30 protein-coding genes are annotated in these 25,425 nt (G+C 42.1%); 12 read left to right on the plus strand and 18 right to left on the minus strand.

The window, feature by feature from the left end; all coding sequences use genetic code 11:
* Positions 1-45: 45 nt before the first annotated feature.
* From dprA to D8886_RS03375, 12 genes are all read right to left on the minus strand, one after another.
* On the minus strand, positions 46-888 hold the full coding sequence (gene dprA, locus D8886_RS03310; RefSeq protein WP_125434220.1) for a DNA-processing protein DprA: 843 nt from the start codon (positions 886-888) through the stop codon (positions 46-48).
* A gap of 131 nt (positions 889-1,019) precedes the next feature.
* A complete protein-coding gene (locus tag D8886_RS03315) occupies positions 1,020-1,583 on the minus strand; it encodes a sugar O-acetyltransferase (protein ID WP_125434221.1) in 564 nt (187 codons plus the stop codon).
* Between the two features lie 19 nt (positions 1,584-1,602).
* A complete protein-coding gene (rnhB, locus tag D8886_RS03320) occupies positions 1,603-2,367 on the minus strand; it encodes a ribonuclease HII (RefSeq protein ID WP_125434222.1) in 765 nt (254 codons plus the stop codon).
* Positions 2,354-3,205 (minus strand): ribosome biogenesis GTPase YlqF, encoded by an 852-nt coding sequence (gene ylqF / locus D8886_RS03325; protein WP_125331051.1) that lies wholly within the window; start codon positions 3,203-3,205, stop codon positions 2,354-2,356. Before ylqF ends, rnhB begins: the two co-directional genes overlap by 14 nt.
* Before the next feature lie 141 nt (positions 3,206-3,346).
* Positions 3,347-3,685 carry an ATP cone domain-containing protein gene (locus tag D8886_RS03330; protein WP_002895476.1) on the minus strand — a complete coding sequence of 113 codons (339 nt, stop codon included), beginning with the start codon at positions 3,683-3,685 and terminating at the stop codon, positions 3,347-3,349.
* A gap of 244 nt (positions 3,686-3,929) precedes the next feature.
* Positions 3,930-4,865 carry a 4-hydroxy-tetrahydrodipicolinate synthase gene (gene dapA / locus D8886_RS03340; protein ID WP_125434223.1) on the minus strand — a complete coding sequence of 312 codons (936 nt, stop codon included), beginning with the start codon at positions 4,863-4,865 and terminating at the stop codon, positions 3,930-3,932.
* A gap of 82 nt (positions 4,866-4,947) precedes the next feature.
* On the minus strand, positions 4,948-6,024 hold the full coding sequence (locus D8886_RS03345) for an aspartate-semialdehyde dehydrogenase (protein WP_032910421.1): 1,077 nt from the start codon (positions 6,022-6,024) through the stop codon (positions 4,948-4,950).
* A gap of 436 nt (positions 6,025-6,460) precedes the next feature.
* The gene (locus D8886_RS03355; protein WP_061591758.1) at positions 6,461-6,985 is read right to left on the minus strand and encodes a GNAT family N-acetyltransferase; all 525 of its coding nucleotides are present in this window, start codon (positions 6,983-6,985) and stop codon (positions 6,461-6,463) included.
* A complete protein-coding gene (locus tag D8886_RS03360; RefSeq protein WP_125434225.1) occupies positions 6,982-7,635 on the minus strand; it encodes a DNA alkylation repair protein in 654 nt (217 codons plus the stop codon). The genes D8886_RS03355 and D8886_RS03360 overlap by 4 nt, the downstream gene beginning before the upstream one ends.
* Positions 7,636-7,638: 3 nt before the next feature.
* On the minus strand, positions 7,639-8,250 hold the full coding sequence (locus D8886_RS03365; RefSeq protein WP_125434226.1) for a DUF5052 family protein: 612 nt from the start codon (positions 8,248-8,250) through the stop codon (positions 7,639-7,641).
* Positions 8,247-8,780 carry a GNAT family N-acetyltransferase gene (locus D8886_RS03370; RefSeq protein WP_221762835.1) on the minus strand — a complete coding sequence of 178 codons (534 nt, stop codon included), beginning with the start codon at positions 8,778-8,780 and terminating at the stop codon, positions 8,247-8,249. Before D8886_RS03370 ends, D8886_RS03365 begins: the two co-directional genes overlap by 4 nt.
* A 77-nt stretch (positions 8,781-8,857) precedes the next feature.
* Positions 8,858-10,528: a formate--tetrahydrofolate ligase gene (locus tag D8886_RS03375; protein ID WP_125434228.1), complete on the minus strand. Its 1,671-nt coding sequence runs from the start codon at positions 10,526-10,528 to the stop codon at positions 8,858-8,860.
* 213 nt (positions 10,529-10,741) lie between these two features.
* Here D8886_RS03375 and D8886_RS03380 point away from each other — a divergent pair, with 213 nt between their 5' ends.
* From D8886_RS03380 to D8886_RS03400, 5 genes are all read left to right on the plus strand, one after another.
* Positions 10,742-11,425, plus strand: a complete 684-nt coding sequence (locus D8886_RS03380; RefSeq protein ID WP_125434229.1) for a phosphopantothenate--cysteine ligase — start codon at positions 10,742-10,744, stop codon at positions 11,423-11,425.
* An 11-nt stretch (positions 11,426-11,436) separates the two neighbouring features.
* Positions 11,437-11,988 (plus strand): phosphopantothenoylcysteine decarboxylase, encoded by a 552-nt coding sequence (coaC, locus tag D8886_RS03385; RefSeq protein WP_125434280.1) that lies wholly within the window; start codon positions 11,437-11,439, stop codon positions 11,986-11,988.
* Positions 11,972-12,535, plus strand: coding sequence for an ECF transporter S component (locus D8886_RS03390; RefSeq protein WP_125330402.1), 564 nt, complete (start codon positions 11,972-11,974; stop codon positions 12,533-12,535). The genes coaC and D8886_RS03390 overlap by 17 nt, the downstream gene beginning before the upstream one ends.
* Positions 12,536-12,772: 237 nt before the next feature.
* Positions 12,773-14,491: a phospho-sugar mutase gene (locus D8886_RS03395; RefSeq protein WP_125434230.1), complete on the plus strand. Its 1,719-nt coding sequence runs from the start codon at positions 12,773-12,775 to the stop codon at positions 14,489-14,491.
* A 124-nt stretch (positions 14,492-14,615) separates the two neighbouring features.
* On the plus strand, positions 14,616-14,963 hold the full coding sequence (locus tag D8886_RS03400; RefSeq protein ID WP_125434231.1) for a DUF6568 family protein: 348 nt from the start codon (positions 14,616-14,618) through the stop codon (positions 14,961-14,963).
* Between the two features lie 46 nt (positions 14,964-15,009).
* Here D8886_RS03400 and mutY read toward each other — a convergent pair whose 3' ends face one another.
* The 5 genes from mutY to yjbM all read right to left on the minus strand — a co-directional run bounded on the left by mutY (position 15,010) and on the right by yjbM (position 19,594).
* A complete protein-coding gene (gene mutY / locus D8886_RS03405) occupies positions 15,010-16,170 on the minus strand; it encodes an A/G-specific adenine glycosylase (protein ID WP_125434232.1) in 1,161 nt (386 codons plus the stop codon).
* Positions 16,171-16,235: 65 nt separating this feature from the next.
* A complete protein-coding gene (gene pta / locus D8886_RS03410) occupies positions 16,236-17,213 on the minus strand; it encodes a phosphate acetyltransferase (protein ID WP_049553087.1) in 978 nt (325 codons plus the stop codon).
* A gap of 20 nt (positions 17,214-17,233) precedes the next feature.
* Complete coding sequence (locus tag D8886_RS03415) at positions 17,234-18,124, minus strand: RluA family pseudouridine synthase (protein ID WP_125434233.1); 891 nt, start codon at positions 18,122-18,124, stop codon at positions 17,234-17,236.
* Positions 18,121-18,948 carry an NAD kinase gene (locus tag D8886_RS03420; protein WP_002930523.1) on the minus strand — a complete coding sequence of 276 codons (828 nt, stop codon included), beginning with the start codon at positions 18,946-18,948 and terminating at the stop codon, positions 18,121-18,123. The genes D8886_RS03415 and D8886_RS03420 overlap by 4 nt, the downstream gene beginning before the upstream one ends.
* Positions 18,923-19,594: a GTP diphosphokinase gene (yjbM, locus tag D8886_RS03425; RefSeq protein ID WP_125434234.1), complete on the minus strand. Its 672-nt coding sequence runs from the start codon at positions 19,592-19,594 to the stop codon at positions 18,923-18,925. Before yjbM ends, D8886_RS03420 begins: the two co-directional genes overlap by 26 nt.
* Before the next feature lie 100 nt (positions 19,595-19,694).
* On the opposite strand from yjbM, the gene D8886_RS03430 reads away from it, so the two are divergent.
* From D8886_RS03430 to D8886_RS03460, 7 genes are all read left to right on the plus strand, one after another.
* Complete coding sequence (locus D8886_RS03430; protein WP_312023304.1) at positions 19,695-20,258, plus strand: CYTH domain-containing protein; 564 nt, start codon at positions 19,695-19,697, stop codon at positions 20,256-20,258.
* A 134-nt stretch (positions 20,259-20,392) separates the two neighbouring features.
* Positions 20,393-21,349 carry a ribose-phosphate diphosphokinase gene (locus D8886_RS03435; RefSeq protein WP_125434236.1) on the plus strand — a complete coding sequence of 319 codons (957 nt, stop codon included), beginning with the start codon at positions 20,393-20,395 and terminating at the stop codon, positions 21,347-21,349.
* 10 nt (positions 21,350-21,359) lie between these two features.
* Positions 21,360-22,472 carry a cysteine desulfurase family protein gene (locus D8886_RS03440; protein ID WP_312023305.1) on the plus strand — a complete coding sequence of 371 codons (1,113 nt, stop codon included), beginning with the start codon at positions 21,360-21,362 and terminating at the stop codon, positions 22,470-22,472.
* 1 nt (position 22,473) lies between these two features.
* Positions 22,474-22,821, plus strand: a complete 348-nt coding sequence (locus D8886_RS03445) for a DUF1831 domain-containing protein (protein WP_002902952.1) — start codon at positions 22,474-22,476, stop codon at positions 22,819-22,821.
* A 122-nt stretch (positions 22,822-22,943) separates the two neighbouring features.
* Entirely contained in the window at positions 22,944-23,165 is a 222-nt protein-coding gene (locus D8886_RS03450) for a DUF4649 family protein (protein ID WP_002909696.1), read from the plus strand.
* A gap of 122 nt (positions 23,166-23,287) precedes the next feature.
* Entirely contained in the window at positions 23,288-23,935 is a 648-nt protein-coding gene (locus D8886_RS03455; protein WP_125382264.1) for a redox-sensing transcriptional repressor Rex, read from the plus strand.
* A gap of 24 nt (positions 23,936-23,959) precedes the next feature.
* Positions 23,960-24,652, plus strand: coding sequence for a gamma-glutamyl-gamma-aminobutyrate hydrolase family protein (locus D8886_RS03460; protein WP_125434238.1), 693 nt, complete (start codon positions 23,960-23,962; stop codon positions 24,650-24,652).
* A 68-nt stretch (positions 24,653-24,720) separates the two neighbouring features.
* Here the strand turns inward: D8886_RS03460 and radC are convergent, their stop codons facing one another.
* Entirely contained in the window at positions 24,721-25,404 is a 684-nt protein-coding gene (gene radC / locus D8886_RS03465) for a RadC family protein (protein WP_125434239.1), read from the minus strand.
* Between the last annotated feature and the right edge of the window lie 21 nt (positions 25,405-25,425).

Genomic DNA, 25,425 nt, shown 5'->3' on the forward strand with positions numbered 1-25,425 from the left:
TTTGATAGATGTCAACTGCTAACTTTTCTTATAGGAAAACTTGTTTTAAAAATCAAACTCAGAAAGGACGTCAGAGCCTGATGTGATGCACTTTGCGCCCTCTTGGATCAAATGATGGCAACCGTCAGATTTTCCATCTAAAATAGACCCCGGAATAGCAAAGACATCCCGCCCTTCTTCCATGGCTCGCTCACAGGTAATCAGACTGCCTGAGCGCATCTTAGCTTCTGCCACGATGACGCCTCGACAGAGACCAGCTATGATCCGATTTCGCTCTGGAAAATGAAATTTCAAAGGCTGTTCACCTGGACCATACTCTGTCAGCAATAAATGATTTTTGCCAATGTAAGCTTGCAGTTTTTTGTTGGCCTTAGGATAAAAGACGTCTAATCCAGTACCAATGACAGCAATCGTCTGCCCACCGTTTTGCAAGGCAGCCATATGAGCCACTGTATCAATCCCACGAGCTAGGCCGCTGACGATAACCAATTCATTGTTTAGTTCTTTGATAATCTTTTGTACGGAGGCATTTCCTTGCTTGCTGCTGTCTCGACTACCAACCACTGCTGCCTTGGGCAATTCTAGTAGATTTAGATTTCCCTGATAAAATAACAAGGTCGGGGCATCATAAATCTCGCATAAATCCCAAGGGTAAATATCATCCAAGATAGAAAAGGACGGAAAAAGTTCAAATTCTTCCTTCAAAGCTGGTAAATCAAGCCTCTTGTATTTCTCTATAAAGAGAGCGGGATTACGGCACTCAGATACGACAGCCTTATCTCGCAGAGAAAGCTTGCCATCTCTACTTTCAGCGTATCTCAAAACATTTAAAACCTGATGATTAGTCAAGCCAGCTTTTTTCATTTTATAAATCTCAAAATTATTCATTTTTTCACCTCACTTTCTTATTCGTAAAAAAATTCAAAAAAAGAACTGCAATACAGTTCCTTCTTTACGATTTTATTGAATTTGATGTTGTCAATAGCTGGTTTTCTTGCTTATTGCCTTTAACCCATCTTTTATTCTTTATGAACAGGGATTTCCTTAATAATTCGTGCTGGATTACCAGCCAAGACTACATTGTCACCAAAAGACTTGGTCACAACCGCTCCTGCTCCGACTACCACATTATCCCCTAGTGTCACGCCTGGCAGAATCGTCACACCTCCGCCAGCCCAGAAATTATCACCAATAGTGATTGGTGCTCCGTACTCAATACCGGAATTTCTTTCCACTGGATCAAGTGGATGAAGAGGTGTCAGAAGCTGGCAATTTGGACCAAGCAAAGCATTATCTCCGATGCGAATGGGGCAAACGTCCAACATAGTCAGATTCCAGTTAGAATAAAAATTCTCCCCTAGATGAATATTGATTCCATAATCACAGACCAAATCAGGCTTCATAGCAAGATTATCCCCTGTGCTGCCAAACCATTCTTTGATAATAGCACTGCGCCGGTCACTGTCTCGCTCTTGGTTAAAACGATATTGAAATTCCTTTGATCTTGCTGCCAATTCTCTCAATTCACTATCTTGCGGTCTGTAAATCTCTCTAGCAATCATTTTTTCGTATTCGCTTCGCATTGCATCCTCCTTTTTATGTTTATTCACACATTGATTTTACGGGTTCAAATGTCTTGCGATGAATAGGAGTTACGTCGTTTCTTTCCAATCCTTGCAAATGACTTTTGGTCCCATAACCAGCATTTTTCGCAAAATCATAGCCAGGAAATTCCTTGTCGTAGTCTGCCATCAGCTTATCCCGAGTGACCTTAGCAACAATACTGGCTGCCGCGATAGACAGAGAGTTGGCATCGCCTTTGATGATGGACTCTTGCGGAATCTCAACATCCAGTTTCATGGCATCAATCAGTAAATAATCTGGCTTGAGACTCAACTTAGACAAAGCCTCTTTCATAGCAAGCTTGGTCGCTTCGTAGATATTGACTTGATCAATAATCTCGCTGTCCATCAGGCCAATACCGACTGCCAAAGCTTTATCCATGACTACTTGATAGATTTCTTGGTGCTTTTTCTTGGGAATCTTCTTGCTGTCGTTGAGCCCTTTAATTTTACATCCTAGAGGTAAGATGACAGCTGCAGCGACAACCGGCCCAGCCAAAGGACCACGGCCAACTTCATCAATTCCAGCAATCGCCTGATAGCCGGCTTTATAAAGTTCTTTTTCATACCGTAACATCTGCTCCAGACGCAAATCCTCATCTAACTCCGCCTGAATAGCTCTTTTACGCTTTTCAATCGCCTTTTGAACTCCACTGCGTGGATCATTCGCCTCTTCTGCCAGAAAAGGATCAGCCAAATCAGTCACTAACTCTAAACGTTGCTGGATTTCTTTAATCGTTGCCATCTAGTTCTCCAACCGTATCCAAGCAATAACGACCTAGCTTGCCATCGCGGACATCTTTGACAAAAAGACTGTAAAAACGGTCATAGTCATCGCGGAAGCCGAGCTTTTTGGTCATATCCATAATCATGTCTGGTGCTTCCTGACTTAGATTCAGCTGCTTGAAGCGTGCTGTCAGCTCCTCAGGATAATGCTCCTTAAAATAATTAAGGCCGAAAATCGTCACCTCATCCATAGGTAGCAGATTATCCTTAATAGCTCCAGTCAGGGCGAGCTTGAGAGCAACCGTCTCATCTTCAAACTTAGGCCAGAGAATCCCTGGTGTATCTAAGATTTCCAAGTCTTTATTCGACTTGAGCCATTGCTGACCTTTTGTCACACCTGGCTTATTCCCTACAACTGCAATTTTCTTACCTGCCAAGCGATTCATGAGGGTTGATTTTCCAGCATTTGGAATACCGATAATCATGGTCCGCAGGGTTTCGATACGAATTCCTCTTTCCCTTTGACGTGCTAATTTATCTGTCATAAGCTTCTTGGCTGCGTCTGTTACTTTTTTTACAGCAGATTGCTCTTTGGAGTTAATAGACAAAGTCGGAATCCCCTGACTTTCAAAATAGCTCTGCCATTCCTTAATACGAACAGGGTCTGCCAAATCAGCTTTGTTTAAAATCAGAAGCTTAGGTTTATCACCCACAATCTTAGTCAGCATAGGATTTTGACTGGATAAAGGAAGTCTCGCATCAACCAATATTGTCACAAAATCAACAAACTTAATATTTTCCTGTACCTGTCTCCGTGCCTTGGACATATGCCCTGGAAACCATTGAATCGTTGCCATAATTTATCCTTTCAACGAATATCATTGATAAAATTTTATATCTTTAACTATTTTAACATATTTCTAGGATTTAAGCGGGTGAATTCTAAAGCGATACTCTCTACCTCAAGAGCAAAAAAAGCCCTAGTGGACTTTCTAACTTTATCTTACTTGTTCAAAATGCAGATGCACAGCAATATGATCTCCATAGCCGTTGCGCTCTAAATCGCGCTGCAAACGGTAAGAAATATAATGTTCAGCAATGGTGATGTAGCCCGCACCCAAGAGTCGGCTTTCAACCATAGACTGAATCATGCTGATTGTCGCACGTTCAACCTTAGCTTCTTCCAAATCCAGAACGACTTTCTTTGTAACCTGCGCTAAATTCTGACGCAAATCATCTGTCAACACATAGACAGTCTGCGCCGCCTTTAAAACCGCTTGATAAATTTTATCTGGGTCAAATTCTACAACCTCACCGCTCCGTTTAATAACTTGCATAAAAAACTCCTTTTATATTATATATTTCTAATCTAATGTAAGTCTCTAACATGACTGCTGCCAGTCCATTTGTCTATAGTCTGCTCAAAAAGAAATCTCAAAGTCAGACCATACCTTAACATTATATAATTTTTTCCAATATTTTTCAAAGAAAGCTTCCATTTTTCTTTAGCCTTAAAAGACCATATAAAAAAGGACAGCTCTGGGCAATCCTTTCTAGAAATAATTTTTTCAATTTTATCAATCAATAATCCGGTCTCAGGACGCCTTTAACAGTCTCTTTGGTCGCTTGGTAGTCACCATCAACCACAACCTTAATAATGCGTTTGGCATCTTCTTCAGGCGCTGGTACAAGCGGTAAGCGGGTTGGCCCAGCTGCAAAGCCTAAGTAATTAAGCACTGCCTTGACAGGGGCAGGGCTTGGGTAAGAGAAAAGGGCATTGACTTTAGGGATGAATTTCCGTTGGATGGCTGCTGCTCTTTTGATGTCATTGTGCTCAATAGCGTCCAGCATTGCAAACATTTCATCACCATTTGTGTGAGAAGCAACTGAAATAACTCCATCAGCTCCCAGATTCATAGCATGAAAGGCATCGCCATCCTCACCAGTGTAAATCAGAAACTCCTCTGGACGATGCTCAATCAGATAGGCCATATTCGCCAGACTGGTACATTCTTTAACGCCGATAATGTTTGGATGTTCTGCTAATCTCAGCATAGTCTCAGGTGTCATCTCAACTACTACCCGGCCAGGTATATTGTAGATAATGATGGGCAGGTTTGAAGCATCCGCAATGGCTTTAAAGTGCTGATACATCCCTTCCTGAGAAGGTTTGTTGTAATAGGGTACGATGGCCAAACCAGCTGCAAAACCACCAAATTGATCTACTTCTTTGACGAATTCGATAGAGTCACGCGTTTCATTGGTACCAACACCAGCTATCAAAGGGACACGTCCTTTAACAACCTTTTGAACTGCCGCAAATAGCTCCAACTCTTCATCGTGTGTCAGGGTTGGACTTTCAGCAGTCGTTCCAGCCAGCAAAATCCCATCCGTATGATGCGCCAAAAGGTGCTCAATCAAGTCTGGAATAGCTTCAAAATTGATGGAACCATCTTCATGAAAAGGAGTAATAAAAGCTGTGATGATTTTACAGTTTTTCAGATCCGCATACGCCATAAACTTACCTCTCTTTATTATACGAAAAGAGGGTTGAAAGAACGATTATTCAACCCTGTGCTGTCAAGTTTCCTTGGTCACTTTATTTTAATTCAAAAACCACTTCTGCTGTCGGACGAACTAAACCACGCTCATGCAGTGTCTCTGCGATTTGAACCGAATTCCAAGCCGCCCCCTTAAGAAGGTTGTCTGAAACCACCCACATGTGGATTCCTTTTTCCGCATCAAGATCCTTGCGAATCCGACCAACAAAGGTTTCTTTCTTACCAACTGCATTGATTGCTTGCGGATAAACCTGATGAGCTACATCATCCTCCAGAACAGCACCAGGAAAGGCTGAAATTGCTGCTTTTACCTGATCAATAGGTGCAACTTCCTTAGTCTCGATGTAGACAGACTCTGAGTGAGCAGATAAAATCGGAAGGCGAACACATGTCGCAGAAACAGCAATAGAATCATCTTCCATGATTTTCTTGGTTTCCTTGGTCATCTTCATCTCTTCATAAGTGTAGTCGTTATCTGTAAAGACATCAATCTGAGGTAAGGCATTAAAAGCAATAGGATAATGTTTTTTATCACCGCCACATGGGAGGATATTGGCTTCCGTGTCCTTAGGATTCACACCATCATTGAGAACAGAGCGCAATTGAGCTTGGGTTTCAAGAATAGCTCCCATACCTGCACCAGAAACAGCTTGATAGGTAGACACAATGATGCGCTCCAGCCCCCATTGCTGACGAACAGGCTCTAAAGCCACCATCATCTGAATTGTCGAGCAGTTAGGGCAAGCGATAATTCCCTTGTGCTGATCTAAGGCATGGGCGTTGACTTCTGGAACAACCAAAGGAACATCAGGATTTTGACGGAAATAAGAGGTGTTATCGACCACTACTGCTCCAGCTTTGACTGCGTAAGGAGCGAATTTTGCTGAGGTAGAACCACCAGCTGAAAAGAGAGCAATATCTACACCTTCAAAAGCCGTCTCAGTCGTCTCTTCAATAGTAATGTCTTGTCCCTTGAACTGGAGAACTTTACCAGCTGAACGAGCAGACGCCAGATAGCGTATTTTATCAATTGGAAGGCTAGACTCTTCCAGCATTTTAATCATTTGAGATCCAACGGCACCAGTGGCACCTACTACAGCAACTGTATATCCCATGCGATAACCTCTCTGAATTTTCAAAAAATTTTGTATTGTTAGTATTATACTATTTTTAGGGAAAAATGCAAATTTTTCTGAAGAATATAAGTGCGATATTTTGATGAACTGCATTTACACATTACTCTACAACTCAACTTTTTCCTAGAGACTCGTTTCGTCAAGTGCAATAGCGCTCACGACACTGCGCGTCTCAGCATCAATGTCTCTAAGCTCGGCTGAGACAATCCTTCTTGCCACTCTAAGAGACATAGAAAAATCCCCAATCCGTAGATTGGGGATAAGGGCACTTTCGTGTGATCAGCAGGTTCACACAACTGATCAAGGTCCGCTCCTGCGTTTATGACCTCCCATGCTTCAATTTGCAGAAAATCTGCATATCGACTCATCGCACGAAATATAGTTTACCTTATCTTTTTCCGTTTTGTCAAGGTATTTAATCTAAAATATAAACAAAAACTTGTCTATCCTTCCACTCCTGCCCTTCTTTTTGGAATTTTTTTCGTACTCCTTCAAGATAGAAATCAGCTTGCTCTAGTAATTTTTGCGAAGGGATGTTCTGTAGATCAACATGTGCTTCTAAACGATGAAATCCTAGTTCGCGACTGACTTTCTTGAGTTCTTCTAACATAGTTCTGGCGTAGCCCTGACGCCAAAATTGATTATGTATCGTATAACCTATTTCCGCCCATTGAAAGTCATCTCTAGCTAGCACAAATAAATTAACCATACCTACATGTTTTCCGCTTTTTGCATCATAAACTCCCCAAATATACTGCTGGTCTTTCTCTCGGAAATCGCGGTGCTTGGCCACCAAATCCGCAAACCAACTTTCTGTACAAATTGTCATATCTAAAAGCCCATCATCAAATGGTGATTGAGAAGGCAGTCTATTGGAAAATCCTTCCAGCCAAACCGAGTAATCCTTCTCTTCTAGATATTTTAAAAAAATATGTTTCATAAATACTTACTTCCCTCTCGGATACTGAGCGCAGACATTTCTTCTCGATGTTGTTCAATAAAATCCCTAACCCAGTCGGCGTTGGTTTTGGAATAATCTCTCAGCGCCCAGCCAATAGCCTTGTTAATAAAGAATTCTGTTTGGCCTAGATTATTGACTAAAATGTTCTCTAGCAACTCTGTGTCTGTTTCCTCTTTTCGCAGCAGCTGATGATCGATAGCCAAGCGCCGCAGCCAGATATCCTCATCACAACTCCAGGATAAAATAATCTCTTTAGTTTCTGGGAATTGAGCAATGATTGATCCGACCAAGCGATCCAAAAAGTCAATAGTATCCCACCAAGATTTTGTTTGGGCCAGCTTTTTCAAACGTGGCAAGTCAGATGGAGTCAATAGTTTCTTGCGAATCTCCAGATAGTCTAGTGCAGCGTACTGCATTTCACGATAAGAATTACTCCAAGCTTCATTTATAAAATCCCAGTCAATAACAAAGTCAGTCTGCTGTTTGAAAAAAGCCTTTGTGAGTTTCCGCCTGGCTGGAGTCTTGGCTCCTAGAAACTCAAATTTATTTTTCATATAGGCTTTCATAGTAACTGCATCATCAGGGTTAGCCACAGCTTTTAACTCTTTTACCAATTCCTCTACATCCATATCTTACTCCAGCAATTCACGGTCATAAATAGTGTAGTCACAGCGGTAAATCACGAGACGCTTGCCGTCAATCAGCAACTCAGAAGTTTTAGGGGCATCGGATTTATCAAGAGAGACACGGTCTCCAGCATAGGCAGCCAACGGAGTGCCGTTTTGAGAGCGAATCAGAATAACCTTCTTCTTTCCAGTAAAGTCGTTTTTAAAGGCTGAAATCATGCGATTTAAAACAGGGACAGAATGGCTATTCTCCTCAACATCTGCAGTCTTTTGATACTGAGCAAAGACATCTTTCAAGCCTTTTTCTTCTGCAATCAAGGAAGAACCCACATGGTCAATCTCATACTTACCCAAGGTGATTTTGAGCACAGAAGAATCTTCTTTAGAATTTCCTTCCTCATCAACTGAGTCAAATTCCTCATTACGCGAGATGGATAGTGACTTGCCCGACATCTGGTCAATGAGTTGGGAATTCTCATCATAGGTGCGAACCGTCATCTCCAACCCCAACCATTCCTCCTTGGCATTTTTAAACCAATTTTCAACGGACTGACAACCCGTCAAGGCCAAAAGGGTAATGCTTAGAAGAGTTATTAATAAATGTTTCTTTTTCATCATTTCCACTCCATTTCTTTTAAAAGTTTAATTGGTCCAGCTTGCTTGTCTAAGGATTTTTGCAACCAAACAATGTCATGCCAACGCTCGAATTTATAGCCCATTTTAGGGAAATGCGCCACCTGCTGGTAACCTCTTTTTAGATGCAAAGCCAGGCTAGCTTCATTTGGCAGAGAAATACAGGCTAGAAAATGCATATATCCCATTTGATCTAACAGGTCTTCAAGCTCATCATAAAGCTTGCTGCCGACTCCTTTTCCTCGAGCATCTTGACTGACATAGACGGACAATTCCACCGCCCAATCATATGCTGCACGCGCATAATAAGTCGAAGCATAAGCATAACCTACGACTACACCGTCTTCTTCCGCCACCAGGTAAGGATATTTTTCCAATGTTTTCGCAATCCTAGTTGCAAAATCCTCAATGGTCGGGACTTCATATTCAAAAGTAATGGCTGTATTTTCCACATAAGGCGCATAAATAGCAAGCAAGGTTGCAGCGTCTGATGGTCTTGCTAATCTAATGTTCATATTGACTCCATATTCTATTCTCATTATTTTCACTATTATACCAAAAAAAGACTCGTAAAGAGCCTTTTAAACCAAGATCAAAATAGACCAATCGCTGTGCCGTCTGCTGCAACATCCATATTAAGTGCTGCAGGACGTTTTGGCAATCCTGGCATGGTCATGACATCTCCTGTCAAAGCCACGATAAAGCCTGCTCCAAGTTTTGGTACCAATTCACGAATGGTAATTTCAAAGTTTTCTGGCGCACCTAGAGCTGCAGGATTGTCAGAGAAGCTATACTGTGTTTTGGCCATACAGATTGGCAGCTTATCCCAGCCGTTTTTGACAATTTCTCGAATCTGAGTCTGCGCTTTTTTCTCAAAGTTCACCTTTGAACCACGATAGATTTCTGTGACAATTTTCTCTATTTTTTCTTCAATCGAAAGATTATTATCATAAAGACGAGTGTAATGAGCAGGTTCTTCATTAATGGTTTTGACTACAGTCTCAGCCAGAGACACACCACCTTCGGCACCATCAGCCCAGACACTGGCTAGCTCAACTGGTACATTGATTTCTGCACAGAGTTCCTTAAGAGTAGCAATTTCAGCCTCCGTGTCTGAAACAAATTCATTGATGGCTACTACAACTGGAATACCGAACTTACGGATATTTTCAACGTGCCGCTTGAGATTGGCAAAACCAGCTCGAATCGCCTCAACATTCTCTTCTGTAAGTGCATCCTTAGCTACTCCACCATTCATCTTGAGGGCGCGCAAAGTTGCAACAATCACTACTGCATCTGGAGAAGTTGGTAAGTTTGGAGTTTTAATATCTAAGAATTTTTCAGCACCAAGATCTGCACCAAATCCTGCTTCTGTCACTGTATAATCGGCCAAGCGCAGCGCTGTGCTAGTCGCTAAAACAGAGTTACAGCCATGGGCGATATTGGCAAAAGGTCCGCCATGAACAAAGGCTGGTGTCCCGTAAATAGTCTGAACTAGATTTGGCTTAATCGCATCTTTCAAGACCAAAGCCAAGGCTCCTTCTACCTCAAGGTCACGAACATAGACAGGCGAGCGGTCAAAGCGATAACCAATGACAATGTTTGCCAAGCGATTTTTCAAATCTTCAATATCCGTAGCTAGGCAAAGAATCGCCATAATTTCAGATGCAACAGTAATGTCAAAACCATCTTCACGCGGAATACCATTGACAGGACTTCCTAAGCCAACGGTCACATGACGAAGAGCTCGGTCATTTAGGTCAACCACCCGCTTCCAGATAATACGACGCTGATCGATTCCCAGTGCATTTCCCTGATGAAGATGATTATCGATGAGAGCAGATAGAGCATTATTAGCAGTCGTAATGGCGTGCATGTCACCAGTAAAATGCAAGTTAATGTCTTCCATCGGTAGAACCTGCGCGTGACCGCCACCAGCTGCTCCTCCCTTGATGCCCATTACAGGCCCCAGAGATGGTTCGCGAATGGCAATCATAGTTTTCTTGCCAATCTTGTTAAGCGCGTCAGCCAGTCCAATAGTAATGGTAGATTTACCTTCTCCAGCAGGTGTCGGATTGATCGCCGTCACCAAAATCAGCTTGCCAACAGGATTGTTTTCAACCTCACGAATTTTATCAAAGCTGAGCTTAGCCTTATACTTACCATATAATTCCAAGTCATCATAGTTGATGCCGACTTTTTTCACTACATCAACAATAGGCTGCAATTCAACACTTTGAGCAATTTCAATATCTGTTTTCATCAAGAACTCCTCTGTCAATTAATATAAAGATTATAACAAAAAAGAGCAAAATCTACATAATTAAGCTCTAAAAAGATTTTAATGTTCGGAAAAAAGGAAAGTTAAGAAAATTATATTCTCTAAAATATAAGATTTCAGAGAATTATTTTCCGCTGTGACACTCTGTAATTAGAATTATTTTACTAAATTTCTTTTTTCTTGTAAAATAGTGCTATGAACATATTGATTACTTCTGGCGGGACCAGCGAGAAAATCGACCGTGTCCGCTCTATTACCAATCATTCGACAGGCCAGCTTGGGAAAATCATAGCTGAAACTTTCCTAGACAAGGGCGATCAGGTGACTCTGGTGACGACTCCCAAGGCTGTCCGCCCTGCAGCTCATCCCAATCTTACCATTGTACTGATTGAAAATGTTTCAGAATTGCTTGAAACCCTGGAGCCGCTCGTTCACACACATGATGTACTGATTCATGCAATGGCTGTCTCAGACTACACCCCCGTCTATATGACTGGTTTGGAAGCTGTAGCAGCTAGCACTGATATGACTGAATTCCTGAATAAGACTAACTCAGAAAGCAAGATTTCTTCTCAGGATGATGTTCAAGTTCTTTTTCTCAAAAAGACACCTAAAATCATCAGCCTGGTAAAAAAATGGAATCCAGACATTCGCTTGATTGGCTTCAAACTCTTGGTTGATGTTTCTAACGAAGAGTTACTCGAGACCGCACGAGCCAGTCTCATAAAAAATCAGGCAGAAATCATTGTCGCCAATGATTTGACAGAGATTTCTAACCAGGAGCACAAAGCCTATCTTGTCGGAAAAGATAATGTAACCCAAGCTCAATCCAAAGAAGAAATTGCGCAGCTCCTCTACCTGCATATCCATAGTCCATAAGGAGGTAAATGATGACACAGATTACCTTAGCCGTCAGCGGCAGCATATCAGCTTACAAAGCTGCTGATATCACTAGCCGTCTAAAGAAAGAAAACTTTGAAGTTGCTATCCTCATGACAGATGCAGCGACAGAATTTATCACACCGCTGACCCTGCAAGTCTTGTCACAAAGACCAGTTGCAATTGATATTATGCAAGAACCTGACCCTAGCAAGGTCAATCACATTGACATCGCTAAAGAGTCTGACCTCTTTTTGCTTGCGCCAGCTACAGCCAATACCATCGCTAAATTAGCCAACGGTTTAGCTGATAATATGGTGACAGCTACTGCCCTGGCTCTGCCACCTCATACGAAGAAAGTTTTGGCTCCAGCTATGAACACTAAAATGTTTGAAAATCCACTAACCCAGCACAATTTGGAGCGCCTGCAGCATTTTGGATGGAGGATTATCCAACCGCGTAAAGCCGTTCTAGCCTGTGGCGATCAGGGGACAGGTGCTCTAGCTGAAATTGATACGATTATTAATACAGTAAAGGAACTTATTTATGAAAAAACAGTCTAAAATTGCTCAAATTGCTATTTTCTTTGCCATTATGTTGGTACTGCACCTGCTCAGCTCGGTTATTTTCAACTTACTTCCAGTACCGATTAAACCTACGATTATTCACATCCCAGTGATTATCGCCAGTATCCTCTATGGCCCTAAAGTCGGAGCTGTTCTAGGTGGGCTCATGGGATGTATCAGCGTTGTTACCAATACCTTGGTGCTGCTGCCAACCAGCTATCTCTTTAGCCCTTTTGTACCAAATGGAAGCATTTCTTCGCTTCTTGTTGCCATGGTGCCTCGCATTCTCATCGGTATCACTCCTTATTTCGTATATAAAGCAATGAAAAATAAAGCCGGCTTGATTCTAGCAGGCTCCGTTGGTTCTGCTACCAATACTATCTTCGTCTTGGGCGGTATCTTCTTTCTCTTTGCAAATGTATACCAAGGTGATATCAAAGCACTTCTGGCTGTGATTCTATCAGCAAATTCCATTGCCGAGTTAATCATTTCTGCGATTTTGACAGCAACTATCATTCCTGCGCTTGAAAAAGCTAAAAAATGATGATGATTTAGTTTTCTGGACCAAGCAATGCTTTGGTCTTTTTTTATACTGCAATTCAGCTCTAATATTCTGAAATCCTTGAAACGATAGCTTGAAAAGTATTTCATTGTTTTCTAGGTAACCTCTTTCAAAATTAATGAAAATATGCTACAATGAAAGCGATTAAGAAAATTTAAGAGCAGGATTTTTTACTAAAATTTTCCACTCTTCATTTCAAAAATAAAGGAGACTCCACCTATGACTTATCAAGATAACTTCAAAAAATGGCTTGATTATGCTGAACTTCCTGACTATCTTCGTGAAGACTTGAATAGTATGGACGAAAAAACTAAGGAAGATGCCTTTTACACCAATCTTGAGTTTGGTACTGCTGGTATGCGTGGTTTGATTGGCGCTGGTACCAACCGTATTAATATTTATGTTGTCCGTCAGGCAACCGAAGGTTTGGCTCGCTTGATTGAAGAAAAAGGTGATGAGTTCAAAAAACGCGGTGTTGCAATTGCTTACGACTCCCGTCATTTCTCACCAGAATTTGCTTTTGAATCTGCTGCTGTTTTAGCTAAGCACGGCATCAAGTCCTATGTCTTTGAAAGTCTGCGCCCAACTCCGGAACTTTCATTTGCGGTACGTCATTTAGGAACTTTTGCTGGTATCATGATTACAGCCAGCCACAACCCTGCTCCATTTAACGGCTACAAGGTATATGGTGAAGACGGCGGACAAATGCCTCCGCATGATGCAGATGCATTGACTGACTACATCCGTGCTATTGAAAATCCTTTTGCTATTGAGGTCGCTGACGTTGAAGCTGAAAAAGCTTCTGGTTTGATTGAAGTGATTGGCGATGCTATTGATGCTGAATACCTCAAGGAAGTTAAAGATGTCAATATCAACCAAAAACTGATTGATGAATACGGTAAGGACATGAAGATTGTCTATACTCCTCTGCACGGTACTGGTGAAATGTTAGCTCGTCGCGCTTTGGCTCAAGCAGGATTTGATTCTGTTGAAGTTGTTGAAGCTCAAGCAGTAGCTGACCCTGACTTCTCTACTGTTAAGTCTCCAAACCCTGAAAGCCAAGCAGCTTTTGCCCTTGCAGAAGAACTCGGACGCAAAGTCGGTGCTGATGTACTTGTCGCAACTGACCCAGATGCTGACCGTGTCGGTGTAGAAGTTCTGCAAAAAGACGGCAGCTATCTCAACCTTTCAGGTAACCAAATCGGAGCCATTATGGCTAAATACATCTTGGAAGCTCATAAGAGTGCTGGAACTCTGCCAGCTAACGCAGCTCTCTGCAAGTCTATCGTTTCTACTGACTTGGTGACTAAGATTGCTGAAAGTTATGGCGCAACCATGTTCAATGTCTTGACTGGTTTCAAATTTATCGCTGAAAAGATTCAAGAATTCGAAGAAAAACACAACCACACCTACATGATGGGATTTGAAGAAAGCTTCGGCTATCTGATTAAGCCATTTGTACGTGATAAAGATGCTATCCAAGCTGTTTTGGTCGTGGCTGAGCTTGCTGCCTACTACCGCTCACGTGGCTTGACTCTGGCTGACGGTATTGAAGAAATCTACAAAGAGTATGGTTACTTTGCTGAAAAGACTATCTCTGTGACCTTGTCTGGTGTTGATGGAGCTGAGCAAATCAAGGCTATCATGGCTAAGTTCCGTGATAATGGTCCGAAAGAATTTAACGCAACAACTATCACTGTTACAGAAGACTTCAAAGCGCAAACTTCTACGGCTGCTGATGGTACTGTTACTGCCTTAACTACTCCTCCAAGTGATGTTTTGAAATACACACTTGCGGATGGTTCTTGGATTGCAGTTCGCCCTTCTGGTACTGAACCAAAAATCAAGTTCTACATTGCCGTTGTCGGTGATAGCAATGAGGATGCTCAAGCAAAAATTGCTGCTATTGAAGCAGAGATTAATGCCTTTATCAAGTAAAATAACACTATCAACCAATCAACCAGAGAATGAAATTCACATTCTCTGGTTTTTCGTTTCCAAATCAAGCATTTTTCTGCTTTTTATGGCATACTAGTTTTATCAAAAGAAATGAGGATGATTTATGGAACAATTTGCTCAAAATATTAAAGACTTGGAAGTCACAACTGTAGACCGAGCTCGTCAAGCAATTGCTGACAAAGAGACAGCAACTTTCTTCGTAGGTCGCAAAACTTGCCCTTACTGCCGTAAATTCGCAGCTACTCTTGCTGGCGTTGTTGCTGATACCAAGGCGCATATTTTCTTTATCAATAGCGAAGAAGCTAGCGAATTAGAGAAACTGCAAGCCTTCCGCTCTGAATATAGCATTCCGACGGTCCCTGGTTTTGTTCACGTTCAAGACGGCCAAGTCTCTGTTCGTTGTGATTCTTCTATGGCTGCAGATGAGATTAAAGCTTTTGCAAACTTGTAAATTTGATGCAATTCAAAAATCTGAGACAAAAAGAGTCTCAGATTTTTTACTTATTTCTAACTTCCTGAAAAGCCTCCCACATCTTCTGCTGGGGTTTGGCAAAGGGATAATTGCCAAAGTCTCCTGGATGAAGCCACAAGACCTCTCCATCAGCGGCGTGCTGGCTATCTTTAACTCGGCCATAAGCCAGCTGGATATGCCACTTGCGATGACTGAAAACATGTTGCACTTTTGAAAAGGACTGCTGCTGCCAATCAACAATCAAATCATAATCCTGCTCAAAGCTTTCTTGAGGAGACAGATCCAGACTTGGCTGATTTTCTGCCACCTCAAAGAGGGACATCTGATTTTCAGTTTGAAATTCCTCAACTTCAATCAAGGGAAAATGCCAAAAACCTGATAACAGGCCAGCAGCCTCATTCTTTTCAAGTAAGAACTGTCCCTGTTCGTTTTCGATAATCAAGCCTTGCAGATAGACCGGAACTGGCTTCTTTTTAGGGGCTTTGATTGGGTATTTATCCATTGTTCCATGCAAATAAGCTGCGCTGAACTCCTTTACAGGACTGTCTTCTGGATGAGGATTAACAGGAGCTTCAATATCTGACCCCAGATCCATCAGCGCTTGATTAAAATCTCCAGGTCTGTCTGGATCAATCAGAATCTCCATCATAGTCTGAAAAACCTTACGATTGCTAGGTTGGCCAATATCTAAATCAACTTCAAACAAGCGACTCAGCACCCGCATGACATTGCCATCTACTGCCGGCTCAGCTAGGCCAAAGGCAATACTAGCAATGGCACCAGCCGTATAAGGCCCAATTCCTTTAAGGCTAGCAATTCCTTCATAGCTATCAGGAAATTTTCCAGCGAAATCCGTCATTATCTGCTGGGCTGCTTTTTGCATATTTCGCACCCGCGAATAATAGCCCAACCCTTCCCAAGCCTTGAGCAGTCTATCCTCTGATGCCTGCGCTAAGTCAGCTACAGTCGGAAACCAGTCAAGAAAACGCTCATAGTAAGGAATCACTGTATCCACCCGAGTCTGCTGCAGCATAATCTCAGAAACCCAGATATGATAAGGATTGTTTGTTCTGCGCCATGGCAGGTCGCGTTTGTTTTCATCATACCAAGTTAATAATTTCTCTCTAAAAGAGGCAACTTTATCTGCCTCCCACATCTCAATTCCGTATTCTTTCAAATCTAACATAAATCTAGTATAGCATAAGGCAAGAAAAATAGGAGAGCTTACGCCCTCCAATTGTTTCCTATCGTTTAATAATGACCGACTGCCTGACTGGCTGTAATCAAAGTCAGCTTATAAACATCATCCGCATTACATCCTCGGGAAAGGTCATTAACTGGATGGTTAAGGCCCTGCAGGATAGGTCCTACTGCTGAAAAGCCACCCAAACGCTCTGCCATCTTGTAGCTGATATTCCCAGCCTCGATACTTGGGAAGACAAAGACAGTCGCTTGACCAGCCACAGGGCTGCCAGGTGCTTTCAGCTCTGCTGTTGCAGGAACGAAAGCTGCATCAAACTGTAATTCACCATCGATAACCAAGTCAGGACGCATTTCTTGAGCCAACTTAGTCGCTTCCACAACCTTATCAACCTTTTCTCCGAAACCAGAGCCCTTGGTCGAATAGCTGAGCATGGCAACTTTGGGATCAATACCGAAAATTTGTGCTGTCAAAGCTGAGTTAACAGCAATCTCCGCCAAAACATTGGCATCTGGATCGATATTGATGGCACAGTCACTGAAAATATAGCGTTCGTCATCACGCACCATGAGGAAGGCTCCTGAAGTACGAGACACCCAAGGCAGGGTCTTGATGATTTGGAGAGCTGGCCGAACAGTCGCTGCCGTAGAGTGGATTGCTCCTGAAACCATCCCTTGAACCTTACCAAGATAAACCAACATGACCCCAAAGTAGTTGACATCTTCCTTGAGCAACTGGCGTGCTTCGTCTGCTGTGATTTTCCCTTTTCGACGCTCAACGAATGCTTCTACCAATTCCTCAAAGCAGGAACAGTTTGAAGGATCAATAACCTGATATCCTTCTTTTATTCCCTCAATTTCTAGATAAATGCGGATTTTATCAGGATTCCCCAAAAGAACTGGTGTAATACTGGTTTCTTTTACCAATAGTTTAGTCGCCTGCAGAATACGCGGTTCTTCACCCTCTGGCAAGACAATCTTTACTTCCTTATCCTTCAAGGCTTCACGAATTGAGTCAAAAATTTTCATGCTTCTTTACACTCCTTTATCTATTTAGCTTTTAATTTCTCGATAACTTGTTTAAAATCTTCCGGCAAAGGACTGGCGCGCTCAACTTCTTGACCACTAAAAGGATTATAAAATTTCAAAGAATGACAGTGTAAAGCCTGGCGCTCTATTCCGTGTTCCAAACTCCCTCCATAAAGGTCGTCACCCAAAAGCGGAAAGCCAATATATGAAAAATGAACACGAATTTGATGAGTCCGCCCGGTATGCAGATGAATATCCACCAGATAGACATCTCCAAATCGCTCTATGACCTTGTAACTGGTATGAGCATACTTACCATCTTTTGTCACGAGCCTTGTAATGATACTCTCAGGGTTGCGCCCAATCGGAGCAATAATCTCGCCTTGTTCTTCTAAGAGTCCACTACCCCTAACCAGAGCGTAATAGCGTTTTTCTATCAGCTTTTTCTGCAGCTGCTTGTCCAATCTAGCATGAGCATAGCCATGCTTGGCAAAGAGCATGAGCCCACTTGTATCCTTATCCAGACGCGTCACGATATGCACCTGCTGGTTTTCATATTCCTGACGAATATAGTAAGCCTTGACGAAATTAGCCATAGTGTTGGAATGATTAACACTGGGAATACTGGCCACCCCTGCCGGCTTATCCAAAACTAAGAAATGCTCATCTTCATAGATGACAGATAAGTCCTTATCAACAGCCTTCAGAATTTCAAATCCCTTTTCAGACGGGATGTCAATCGTCACCTTATCACCAATATCCAAGAGATAAATAGCATTCTGAGGTTGATGGTTGACAAGAATGTTTCCGCCGGAAAATTTTATCTTAGCCAAGAGGCCTTTGGAAATTTCGTGTCGCTTCAAAAAAGTCTTTACCTTGACACGCTCATCAGCAATAAACTCAAACCTCATTCCTTGCACTCTCCGATAAAGGAGTCTCTGACACGATTCCAAAAGCTGGTATGACTTGGCGAAGCCACAAAATGTATCTTATGATTGTCAATCTGATACTCAATACGGACAATATTTTTGAAAGAGAAAGTCTGATTATCAACCGCGATAGTGTGATAGTCACTGCGGGTCGGCACTAACTCAATCTTATCTTTTTTAGGAACAATGACAGACGAACCCAAAGTCCGATAAACCCGATTGTTGAGACTGGCAATTTCTGTCACCTGCAAGGCTTCAATCGTCGGATGCAATACCGCTCCACCCAGAGATTTGTTATAGGCTGTGCTGCCCGTCGGAGTAGAGACGGAAATCCCATCTCCTCGGAAACGCTCGAAATGAACCCGATTGATAATGACATCGGCTACCATAGTCCGATCCGAGCGCTTGATTGTTGCTTCGTTCAAAGCTCGAATAATGCGTGTATCACCATTTTCAAAAGTAATTTTGACATTTAAAATTGGATAAGAAACCTGAGCACCAGAGTCTAATTTAAGGTTTTCGACCAGCTTATCTAGTTCAAAATCACGGTAGTCCGTATAGAAGCCGAGATGGCCTGTATGTACACCAACAAAGCGGACCCGATCCAGCTGTTCTTCATACATATGAAAAGCCGATAGCAACATGCCGTCACCACCCACCGAAATCACGATGTCGGGATTCTTAGGAGTTAAAATAAAGCCGTTCTGTTTCAGCTTCTGCTTCAAATCCTGATAAACTTGTTCGCTCTGTCTTTTCCGATTGCGGATAATCGCTATTTTTTTATCTGTATTCTTCATCTGTATCATCACTATTTCCCACACCGTCATTTAACTTGCGGTGAAGAGGGTCAAAGAGAGCCTGAGCCTCCTGGATAGCGTCACGGATAGCACCCATCTCCTCATCCAGCTGATAGGCTAGGTTAGCTGTGGTTTCCAAGCGACATTTGATTTCCTCGGGAAATTCTCCTTTATACTTGTAATTCAAAGAATGCTCAATCGTAGCCCAAAAATTCATCGAAAGGGTGCGAATCTGAATTTCAGCCAGAATAAGCCTATGACCATTAATCGTATCAACCGGATACTCTATAATCACATGGTAGCTCCGATAGCCACTGGCTTTTTTGTTTTTGATGTAATCCCTCTCCTGAATAATCCGCATATCGGTCCGGTTTCGCAGGACTTCTAAAACTTCATCCACATCATCAACGAACTGGACCATGACTCGTAAGCCAGCGATATCCTGCATCTCCTGCTCGATATTTTCCTCGCGAATGCCTCGCAGAACCATCTTTTCTTTAATGCTCTCAATCGGCTTGACGCGCCCGGTCACAAACTCAATCGGAGAATGACGCTGCTGCTTGCGGTATTGCTTTCGCACTCCACGCAACTTAATTTTCAGCTCTCCAACCGCTTGAATATAGGGGTCTAGAAACTCTTCCCATTCTATTGTCATACACTTACCTTGTCATATCATTATTTTTTGTATAAAATAAACACAACTGTTATTATAACATAAATCGCTTTCAAACAAAAGCAAAGAAAAGGACTTGAAAATGACCCACTTAGAAATTGAATTCAAAACTATGCTGACCAAAGAAGAGCACGACCGTCTGCTCCAGTTATTTGCTGATATTTCGCCTATTAGCCAGACCAACTACTACATCGAGTCAGACAAGCAAAGTATCCGACACGCCCACATGGCTTTTCGAGTACGAACTTTTAACCATCGCGAAGCTGAGCTGACGCTCAAGATTCCTCAAGAAGTCGGATCCTTGGAACTCAATCAGAACTTGACACCAGAAGAGACCGAAAATATTTTGCAGAACAATAAATTTCCTACGGGAGAGATTTTAGAGACGCTGCTTCAGAAAGAAATACCCATCCAAGACTTGAAGATTCTTGGCTCTCTAGAGACTATCCGCTATGAAAAAGAAGACGAAATTGGCCTCCTTGCTCTGGATGAGAGTCACTACTTGGGCAAAACAGACTTCGAACTCGAAGTCGAAGTTGAAGATTTTGAAAAAGGAAAAGAAAATTTCCTTGACTTCCTAAAACAGCACAAGATCGACTACAAACCTGGCAAGAGCAAAATAGCAAGATTTTCTGAAAACTTGTAAATCCAAGACCACAAAATAGCTGAAATAATCTATTTTTTTTGGTAAAATAAAAGGTAGCAATTTAAAGCCTATTGAAAAATAAAATTCATAGAGCATTAAATATAAAAAGAGACAAAAAGAGGACGGTCCAACTCATGTCAGATAAAAAAAATATGAAGCTTTTTTCCCTCAACTCCAATCATTCCATAGCTGAAAAAATCGCTGAGGCTGCTGGGGTTCCTTTGGGAAAACTTTCCTCCCGTCAATTCTCGGACGGCGAGATTCAGATTAATATCGAAGAAAGTGTCCGCGGCTATGATATTTACATCATTCAGTCCACTAGCTTCCCTGTCAATAATCACTTGATGGAACTCTTGATTATGGTTGATGCCTGCAAACGTGCCAGTGCCAACACGATTAATGTTGTGATGCCTTATTTTGGTTATGCCCGTCAGGATCGGACTGCTGCCCCTCGCGAGCCCATCACAGCTAAACTGGTTGCCAACATGCTTGTCGGCGCTGGAGTAGATCGTGTGATTTCTTTGGATCTTCATGCCGTGCAGGTCCAAGGTTTCTTTGATATCCCAGTTGATAATCTCTTCACTATCCCACTCTTTGCCAAACACTACTGCAATATGGGGTTAACGGGAGATGATGTCGTTGTCGTCAGCCCTAAAAACTCTGGTGTAAAACGAGCCCGCAATTTGGCTGAATATCTGGATGCCCCTATCGCTATCATTGATTATGGCGAAGATGAGGCGGGTCGCTCTGAGGGATATATTATCGGAGATGTCGAGGGCAAGAAAGCTATTCTGATTGACGATATTTTAAATACTGGTAGGACGTTCTCTGAAGCAGCTAAAATTGTCTGTCGCGAAGGTGCAGTCGAAATCTATGCTGTATCCAGTCATGGTCTCTTTGCGGATAAAGCTGCGGAATTGCTGGATAATTCTCCTATCAGGGAAATTCTTGTGACCGATTCTGTTGATACTAAAGAAGAAACACCTAAGAATCTCCACTATATTACAGCAAGTGAACTGATTGGTGATGCCATTGTCCGTATCCAAGAAAGAAGACCAGTCAGCCCGCTCTTTGCCTATCAAAAGAAATAAGGTAACCGGAGTGATTTATTTAGATAATGCCGCTACAACTGCTTTGTCGCCCGCTGCAATCCAAGCAATGACCAAGACGATGACTGTCTTTGGAAATCCATCCAGTACGCATAGCCACGGTCGAGAAGCTAGTAAATTGCTCAGACAGGCGCGTGAAGATATTGCACAAGCCCTGCATACTCAAAGCAATAAGATTCTTTTTACTTCTGGCGGCACTGAAAGCAATAATACCGCTATCAAAGGCTATGCCCTTCGTCACCAGAACCGAGGGAAGCATATTGTCACCACTGCTATTGAACACCATGCCGTCTTAGAAGTGGTAGAGTACTTAGTAGATAAATTCGGCTTCGAAGCTACTTTTGTTCAGCCGGTTGAGGGACAGATTCGAGCGGAGGATATTAAGAAAGCACTTAGACCTGACACTATTCTTGTATCTGTCATGGCAGTTAATAATGAGACGGGTACTATCCTTCCCATTAAGGAAATTGGCGAATTACTGCAAGAACATCCTGCTGCTTTTCACGTTGATGCTGTCCAAGCAATTGGTAAACTTCCCATCTACCCTGAAGAGCTAGGGATTGACTTTCTATCTGCTTCAGCGCATAAGTTTCATGGTCCAAAAGGCGTTGGCTTCCTTTATGCTAAGAAGATGGATTTTGACAATTTCATGCACGGTGGCGACCAGGAAGAAAAACACCGGGCCGGAACTGAAAATCTAATCTCTATCACAGCCATGGCGGCGGCTCTGTCAGAGAGCATGGAACACCTAGAGGAAAATCTAGAGCATGCGAAAGACTTAAAAAACAGCTTACTTGCTGACTTATCGGACATTGACTATTACTTAAATGAAAGTCAGCCAAGCTTGCCATATGTCATCAATTTGGGATTTCCCAATCAAAAAAATGACCTGCTTCTGCTTCAAATGGATTTAAATGGATTTTCCATTTCAACAGGATCAGCCTGCACAGCCGGAGCTATACAACCCAGTCATGTCTTGCAGGCTATGTATGGCAAGGATTCCAATTGCTTGTATGAGTCCGTTCGGATCAGCACTTCGGACCAAACGACTTTGCAAGAGATTCAATCATTTACAAAGAAATTAAAAGAAATTTTAGGAGGATAAGATGGCCTTTCAAACATCTGTTAGCTTAGCAAACTGTGAATATACCTATTCACTTCACCCAAATGTCAAGAAATTTACCCTGCGCGACAATACTTTCGCGGAAAGCAAGGTTGGAAACTATGAACTCTCTCGTCTGCTGGAATCTGTCCCCAACAGCGGAAATGGTTTTCTGCTGAAAATCATCGTCAATAAAGATTTGAATGGTTTTAAAATTAACATCACTGACAAATCAGGCCTGCGCTTGGTCAATATTTTCAAATCAGAAGATCATCACATTATCCAACAAAAATTTTATTTCTTGATGGACAGCTTGGTTGAAAGAAATATTTTTGAAAAGACACCACAATAAGCAAGATTCTCGTAATTTTGCTTTTTTGGTTTTGACTCTTCAAAATTTAAACGAGCTTGACTTCTGCCTAGAACCCTTGAAGAATATCAAAATGAACATTTAAAACAAGGAAAGGATTAACGATGGTTGAACTGACCTATTTGGACTCATATAAGGTAAAACGAACACTCACCTATGAAGACTTTGACGAATTTCTTCTAGCCTTCTCTGGCTGCGTCACGGTTCCTGACTCGCTCAAGGTGCTTTCTGTTACTTATAAGGGATACCAGCTGCCTTTTACAGGACTAATTGGGGACTTGTACCGCCAGATGTACCAGTTAGACCTAAGTCCCTATCAGGACTAAGTTTTTTCAACGCTACTATTCCCAGCGATTACTGATTTTCTTTTTTAGTGAATCAAACATCCTTAATTAGTTGATTTTTTCACAAACTTCCTATAAAATAGAATTAGAAAGGTTGTGATTTTGTGAAAACTGAAAAAAATACTACAATTCCTCGAGCAACTGCTAAGAGACTGTCGCTCTACTATCGTATTTTTAAACGGTTTAATGCTGAGAAGATTGAGAAAGCCAACTCCAAGCAAATCGCTGAAGCTATTGGCATTGACTCTGCTACCGTCAGACGAGATTTTTCTTATTTCGGTGAACTTGGCCGCAGAGGATTTGGCTATGATGTCAAGAAATTGATGAACTTTTTTGCTGACCTCTTGAATGACAATGCTATCACCAATGTCATGATTGTTGGCGTTGGTAATATGGGGCGGGCTCTGCTGCACTATCGTTTTCATGAGCGCAATAAAATGAAGGTTGTAATGGCTTTCGACACAGATGACCATCCAGAAGTTGGCAGCACAACCAGCGATGGGATTCCTATCTATGGAATTTCCCAAATCAAAGAAAAAATACAGTCAGGAAATGTGCAAACTGCCATCCTAACTGTACCTAGCGTAAAAGCCCAAGAAGTTGCATCTATCTTAGTTCAAGCTGGTGTCAAGGGCATTCTCTGCTTTTCACCAGTAAATCTATCCCTACCTAAGGACGTGGTCGTTCAGTATGTTGACCTGACTAGCGAACTGCAGACTCTGCTCTACTTCATGAGAAAAAATGAACATTAATTTGAAAGAGGTATTGAACACTCAATGAGTAAACCAATTATTGGAATAACTGGAAATGAAAGAGAAATCCCAGACGACCACTTCATCCATATGAGCTATACGGCGACTGGATTCGTTGAGGGAGTTAAAGAAGTTGGCGGAATTCCAATAATTTTGCCAATTGGTGATGAAGAAATGGCAAAACGGTATGTTTCCGTTGTTGACAAATTAATCATCACAGGCGGTCAGAATGTATGTCCGCAGTTCTATGGGGAAGAAAAAGTCATTGAAAGCGATGATTATCTACTCAAACGGGACATTTTTGAATTAGCTTTAATCAAGGAAGCTCGCCATCAAAATAAACCAATCTTCACCGTCTGCCGCGGAACCCAACTTTATAATGTCGCCTTAGGCGGTACGCTTCATCAAGACATTGAAGATCATTGGCAAGATAGCTCTGCTGAGTACACAACTCAAAGCATGGTGACCAAAAATGGCTCTATTCTGCACGAAATTTACGGCCCTGCATCTGAAATCAACTCCTTCCACCACCAGAGTATCAAGGATTTAGCGGCTGGCCTAGAAGTCATCGCCTATGATCCTCGCGATAAGATTATTGAAGCAATCACTTCTACTGACGGTAGCCCTTTCCTTGGCGTCCAATGGCACCCAGAGTTCTTGTTTGGCTCCAGAGAAGGAGATTTAGCCCTGTTTGATTATGTTGTCAATATTCTTTAAAAGCCTCTATTTCTAGATAAACTTCTGTTCTACACGAATAGAAGTTTTTTATATTCAAGTAAATCAAATTATATCATATCTGTCTCTTCTCGGTAGCTATAGTAGTTAGACCTAGACACAATCAGATGATCCAAAAGAACCAAGCCCATCATCTCACACGCTTCTTTCATATGCTGCGTCACTTCATCATCGTTTCTGCTAGGAACGACTGATCCAGATGGATGATTGTGTACCAGTATGATAGATGTCGCCAGGTGCTTGAGAGCGTAGTGGAGAATTTCTCTCGGCTCAGCAATGCTTCTGCTGACCGTCCCCATGAAAATAGTCTGCTGGTGCAAAATTTGATTTTGACTATTAAGATAAATAGCAACCAAGCATTCCTGCCTTATGTCTCCTAGCTCTTGCTGCATCTTCTGGGCTAATTTTTGACTGCCCATAATCTGCTCTTTCTGCAGAACCTCTGCTCGGTTAATTCGACGGCCTAATTCGATAATGGCCTGCAGCTCCACAGCCTTAATCGGACCGATTCCAGAAATTGTTTGCAATTCCTGCAAAGTTAAATACTTGAGATCGTTCAGACTGGAAATAGATGATAAAATTCTTTGAGAAACTTGAAAAACAGTTTCTTTTTTGTTGCCTGTCCTGAGAAAGATTGATAGGAGCTCCTGGTTACTGAGTTTTTCAGCTCCTTCTCTCATTAAACGCTCCCGTGGCATTATGCTAATATCATCTTGAAATGAAATGCTATACATAGAAACCTCCTTACCTTATTA

The sequence above is a fragment of the Streptococcus sanguinis genome (assembly GCF_003943655.1).
Classification (GTDB): domain Bacteria; phylum Bacillota; class Bacilli; order Lactobacillales; family Streptococcaceae; genus Streptococcus; species Streptococcus sanguinis_F.

Excerpts from the sequence above, each read along its gene's own strand:
- dprA (WP_125434220.1), bottom strand. The coding sequence starts at position 888 with ATGAATAATTTTGAGATTTATAAAATGAAAAAAGCTGGCTTGACTAAT.
- D8886_RS03315 (WP_125434221.1), bottom strand. The coding sequence starts at position 1,583 with ATGCGAAGCGAATACGAAAAAATGATTGCTAGAGAGATTTACAGACCG.
- rnhB (WP_125434222.1), bottom strand. The coding sequence starts at position 2,367 with ATGGCAACGATTAAAGAAATCCAGCAACGTTTAGAGTTAGTGACTGAT.
- ylqF (WP_125331051.1), bottom strand. The coding sequence starts at position 3,205 with ATGGCAACGATTCAATGGTTTCCAGGGCATATGTCCAAGGCACGGAGA.
- D8886_RS03330 (WP_002895476.1), bottom strand. The coding sequence starts at position 3,685 with ATGCAAGTTATTAAACGGAGCGGTGAGGTTGTAGAATTTGACCCAGAT.
- dapA (WP_125434223.1), bottom strand. The coding sequence starts at position 4,865 with ATGGCGTATGCGGATCTGAAAAACTGTAAAATCATCACAGCTTTTATT.
- D8886_RS03345 (WP_032910421.1), bottom strand. The coding sequence starts at position 6,024 with ATGGGATATACAGTTGCTGTAGTAGGTGCCACTGGTGCCGTTGGATCT.
- D8886_RS03355 (WP_061591758.1), bottom strand. The coding sequence starts at position 6,985 with ATGAAACATATTTTTTTAAAATATCTAGAAGAGAAGGATTACTCGGTT.
- D8886_RS03360 (WP_125434225.1), bottom strand. The coding sequence starts at position 7,635 with ATGGATGTAGAGGAATTGGTAAAAGAGTTAAAAGCTGTGGCTAACCCT.
- D8886_RS03365 (WP_125434226.1), bottom strand. The coding sequence starts at position 8,250 with ATGATGAAAAAGAAACATTTATTAATAACTCTTCTAAGCATTACCCTT.
- D8886_RS03370 (WP_221762835.1), bottom strand. The coding sequence starts at position 8,780 with ATGAACATTAGATTAGCAAGACCATCAGACGCTGCAACCTTGCTTGCT.
- D8886_RS03375 (WP_125434228.1), bottom strand. The coding sequence starts at position 10,528 with ATGAAAACAGATATTGAAATTGCTCAAAGTGTTGAATTGCAGCCTATT.
- D8886_RS03380 (WP_125434229.1), top strand. The coding sequence starts at position 10,742 with ATGAACATATTGATTACTTCTGGCGGGACCAGCGAGAAAATCGACCGT.
- coaC (WP_125434280.1), top strand. The coding sequence starts at position 11,437 with ATGACACAGATTACCTTAGCCGTCAGCGGCAGCATATCAGCTTACAAA.
- D8886_RS03390 (WP_125330402.1), top strand. The coding sequence starts at position 11,972 with ATGAAAAAACAGTCTAAAATTGCTCAAATTGCTATTTTCTTTGCCATT.
- D8886_RS03395 (WP_125434230.1), top strand. The coding sequence starts at position 12,773 with ATGACTTATCAAGATAACTTCAAAAAATGGCTTGATTATGCTGAACTT.
- D8886_RS03400 (WP_125434231.1), top strand. The coding sequence starts at position 14,616 with ATGGAACAATTTGCTCAAAATATTAAAGACTTGGAAGTCACAACTGTA.
- mutY (WP_125434232.1), bottom strand. The coding sequence starts at position 16,170 with ATGTTAGATTTGAAAGAATACGGAATTGAGATGTGGGAGGCAGATAAA.
- pta (WP_049553087.1), bottom strand. The coding sequence starts at position 17,213 with ATGAAAATTTTTGACTCAATTCGTGAAGCCTTGAAGGATAAGGAAGTA.
- D8886_RS03415 (WP_125434233.1), bottom strand. The coding sequence starts at position 18,124 with ATGAGGTTTGAGTTTATTGCTGATGAGCGTGTCAAGGTAAAGACTTTT.
- D8886_RS03420 (WP_002930523.1), bottom strand. The coding sequence starts at position 18,948 with ATGATACAGATGAAGAATACAGATAAAAAAATAGCGATTATCCGCAAT.
- yjbM (WP_125434234.1), bottom strand. The coding sequence starts at position 19,594 with ATGACAATAGAATGGGAAGAGTTTCTAGACCCCTATATTCAAGCGGTT.
- D8886_RS03430 (WP_312023304.1), top strand. The coding sequence starts at position 19,695 with ATGACCCACTTAGAAATTGAATTCAAAACTATGCTGACCAAAGAAGAG.
- D8886_RS03435 (WP_125434236.1), top strand. The coding sequence starts at position 20,393 with ATGTCAGATAAAAAAAATATGAAGCTTTTTTCCCTCAACTCCAATCAT.
- D8886_RS03445 (WP_002902952.1), top strand. The coding sequence starts at position 22,474 with ATGGCCTTTCAAACATCTGTTAGCTTAGCAAACTGTGAATATACCTAT.
- D8886_RS03450 (WP_002909696.1), top strand. The coding sequence starts at position 22,944 with ATGGTTGAACTGACCTATTTGGACTCATATAAGGTAAAACGAACACTC.
- D8886_RS03460 (WP_125434238.1), top strand. The coding sequence starts at position 23,960 with ATGAGTAAACCAATTATTGGAATAACTGGAAATGAAAGAGAAATCCCA.
- radC (WP_125434239.1), bottom strand. The coding sequence starts at position 25,404 with ATGTATAGCATTTCATTTCAAGATGATATTAGCATAATGCCACGGGAG.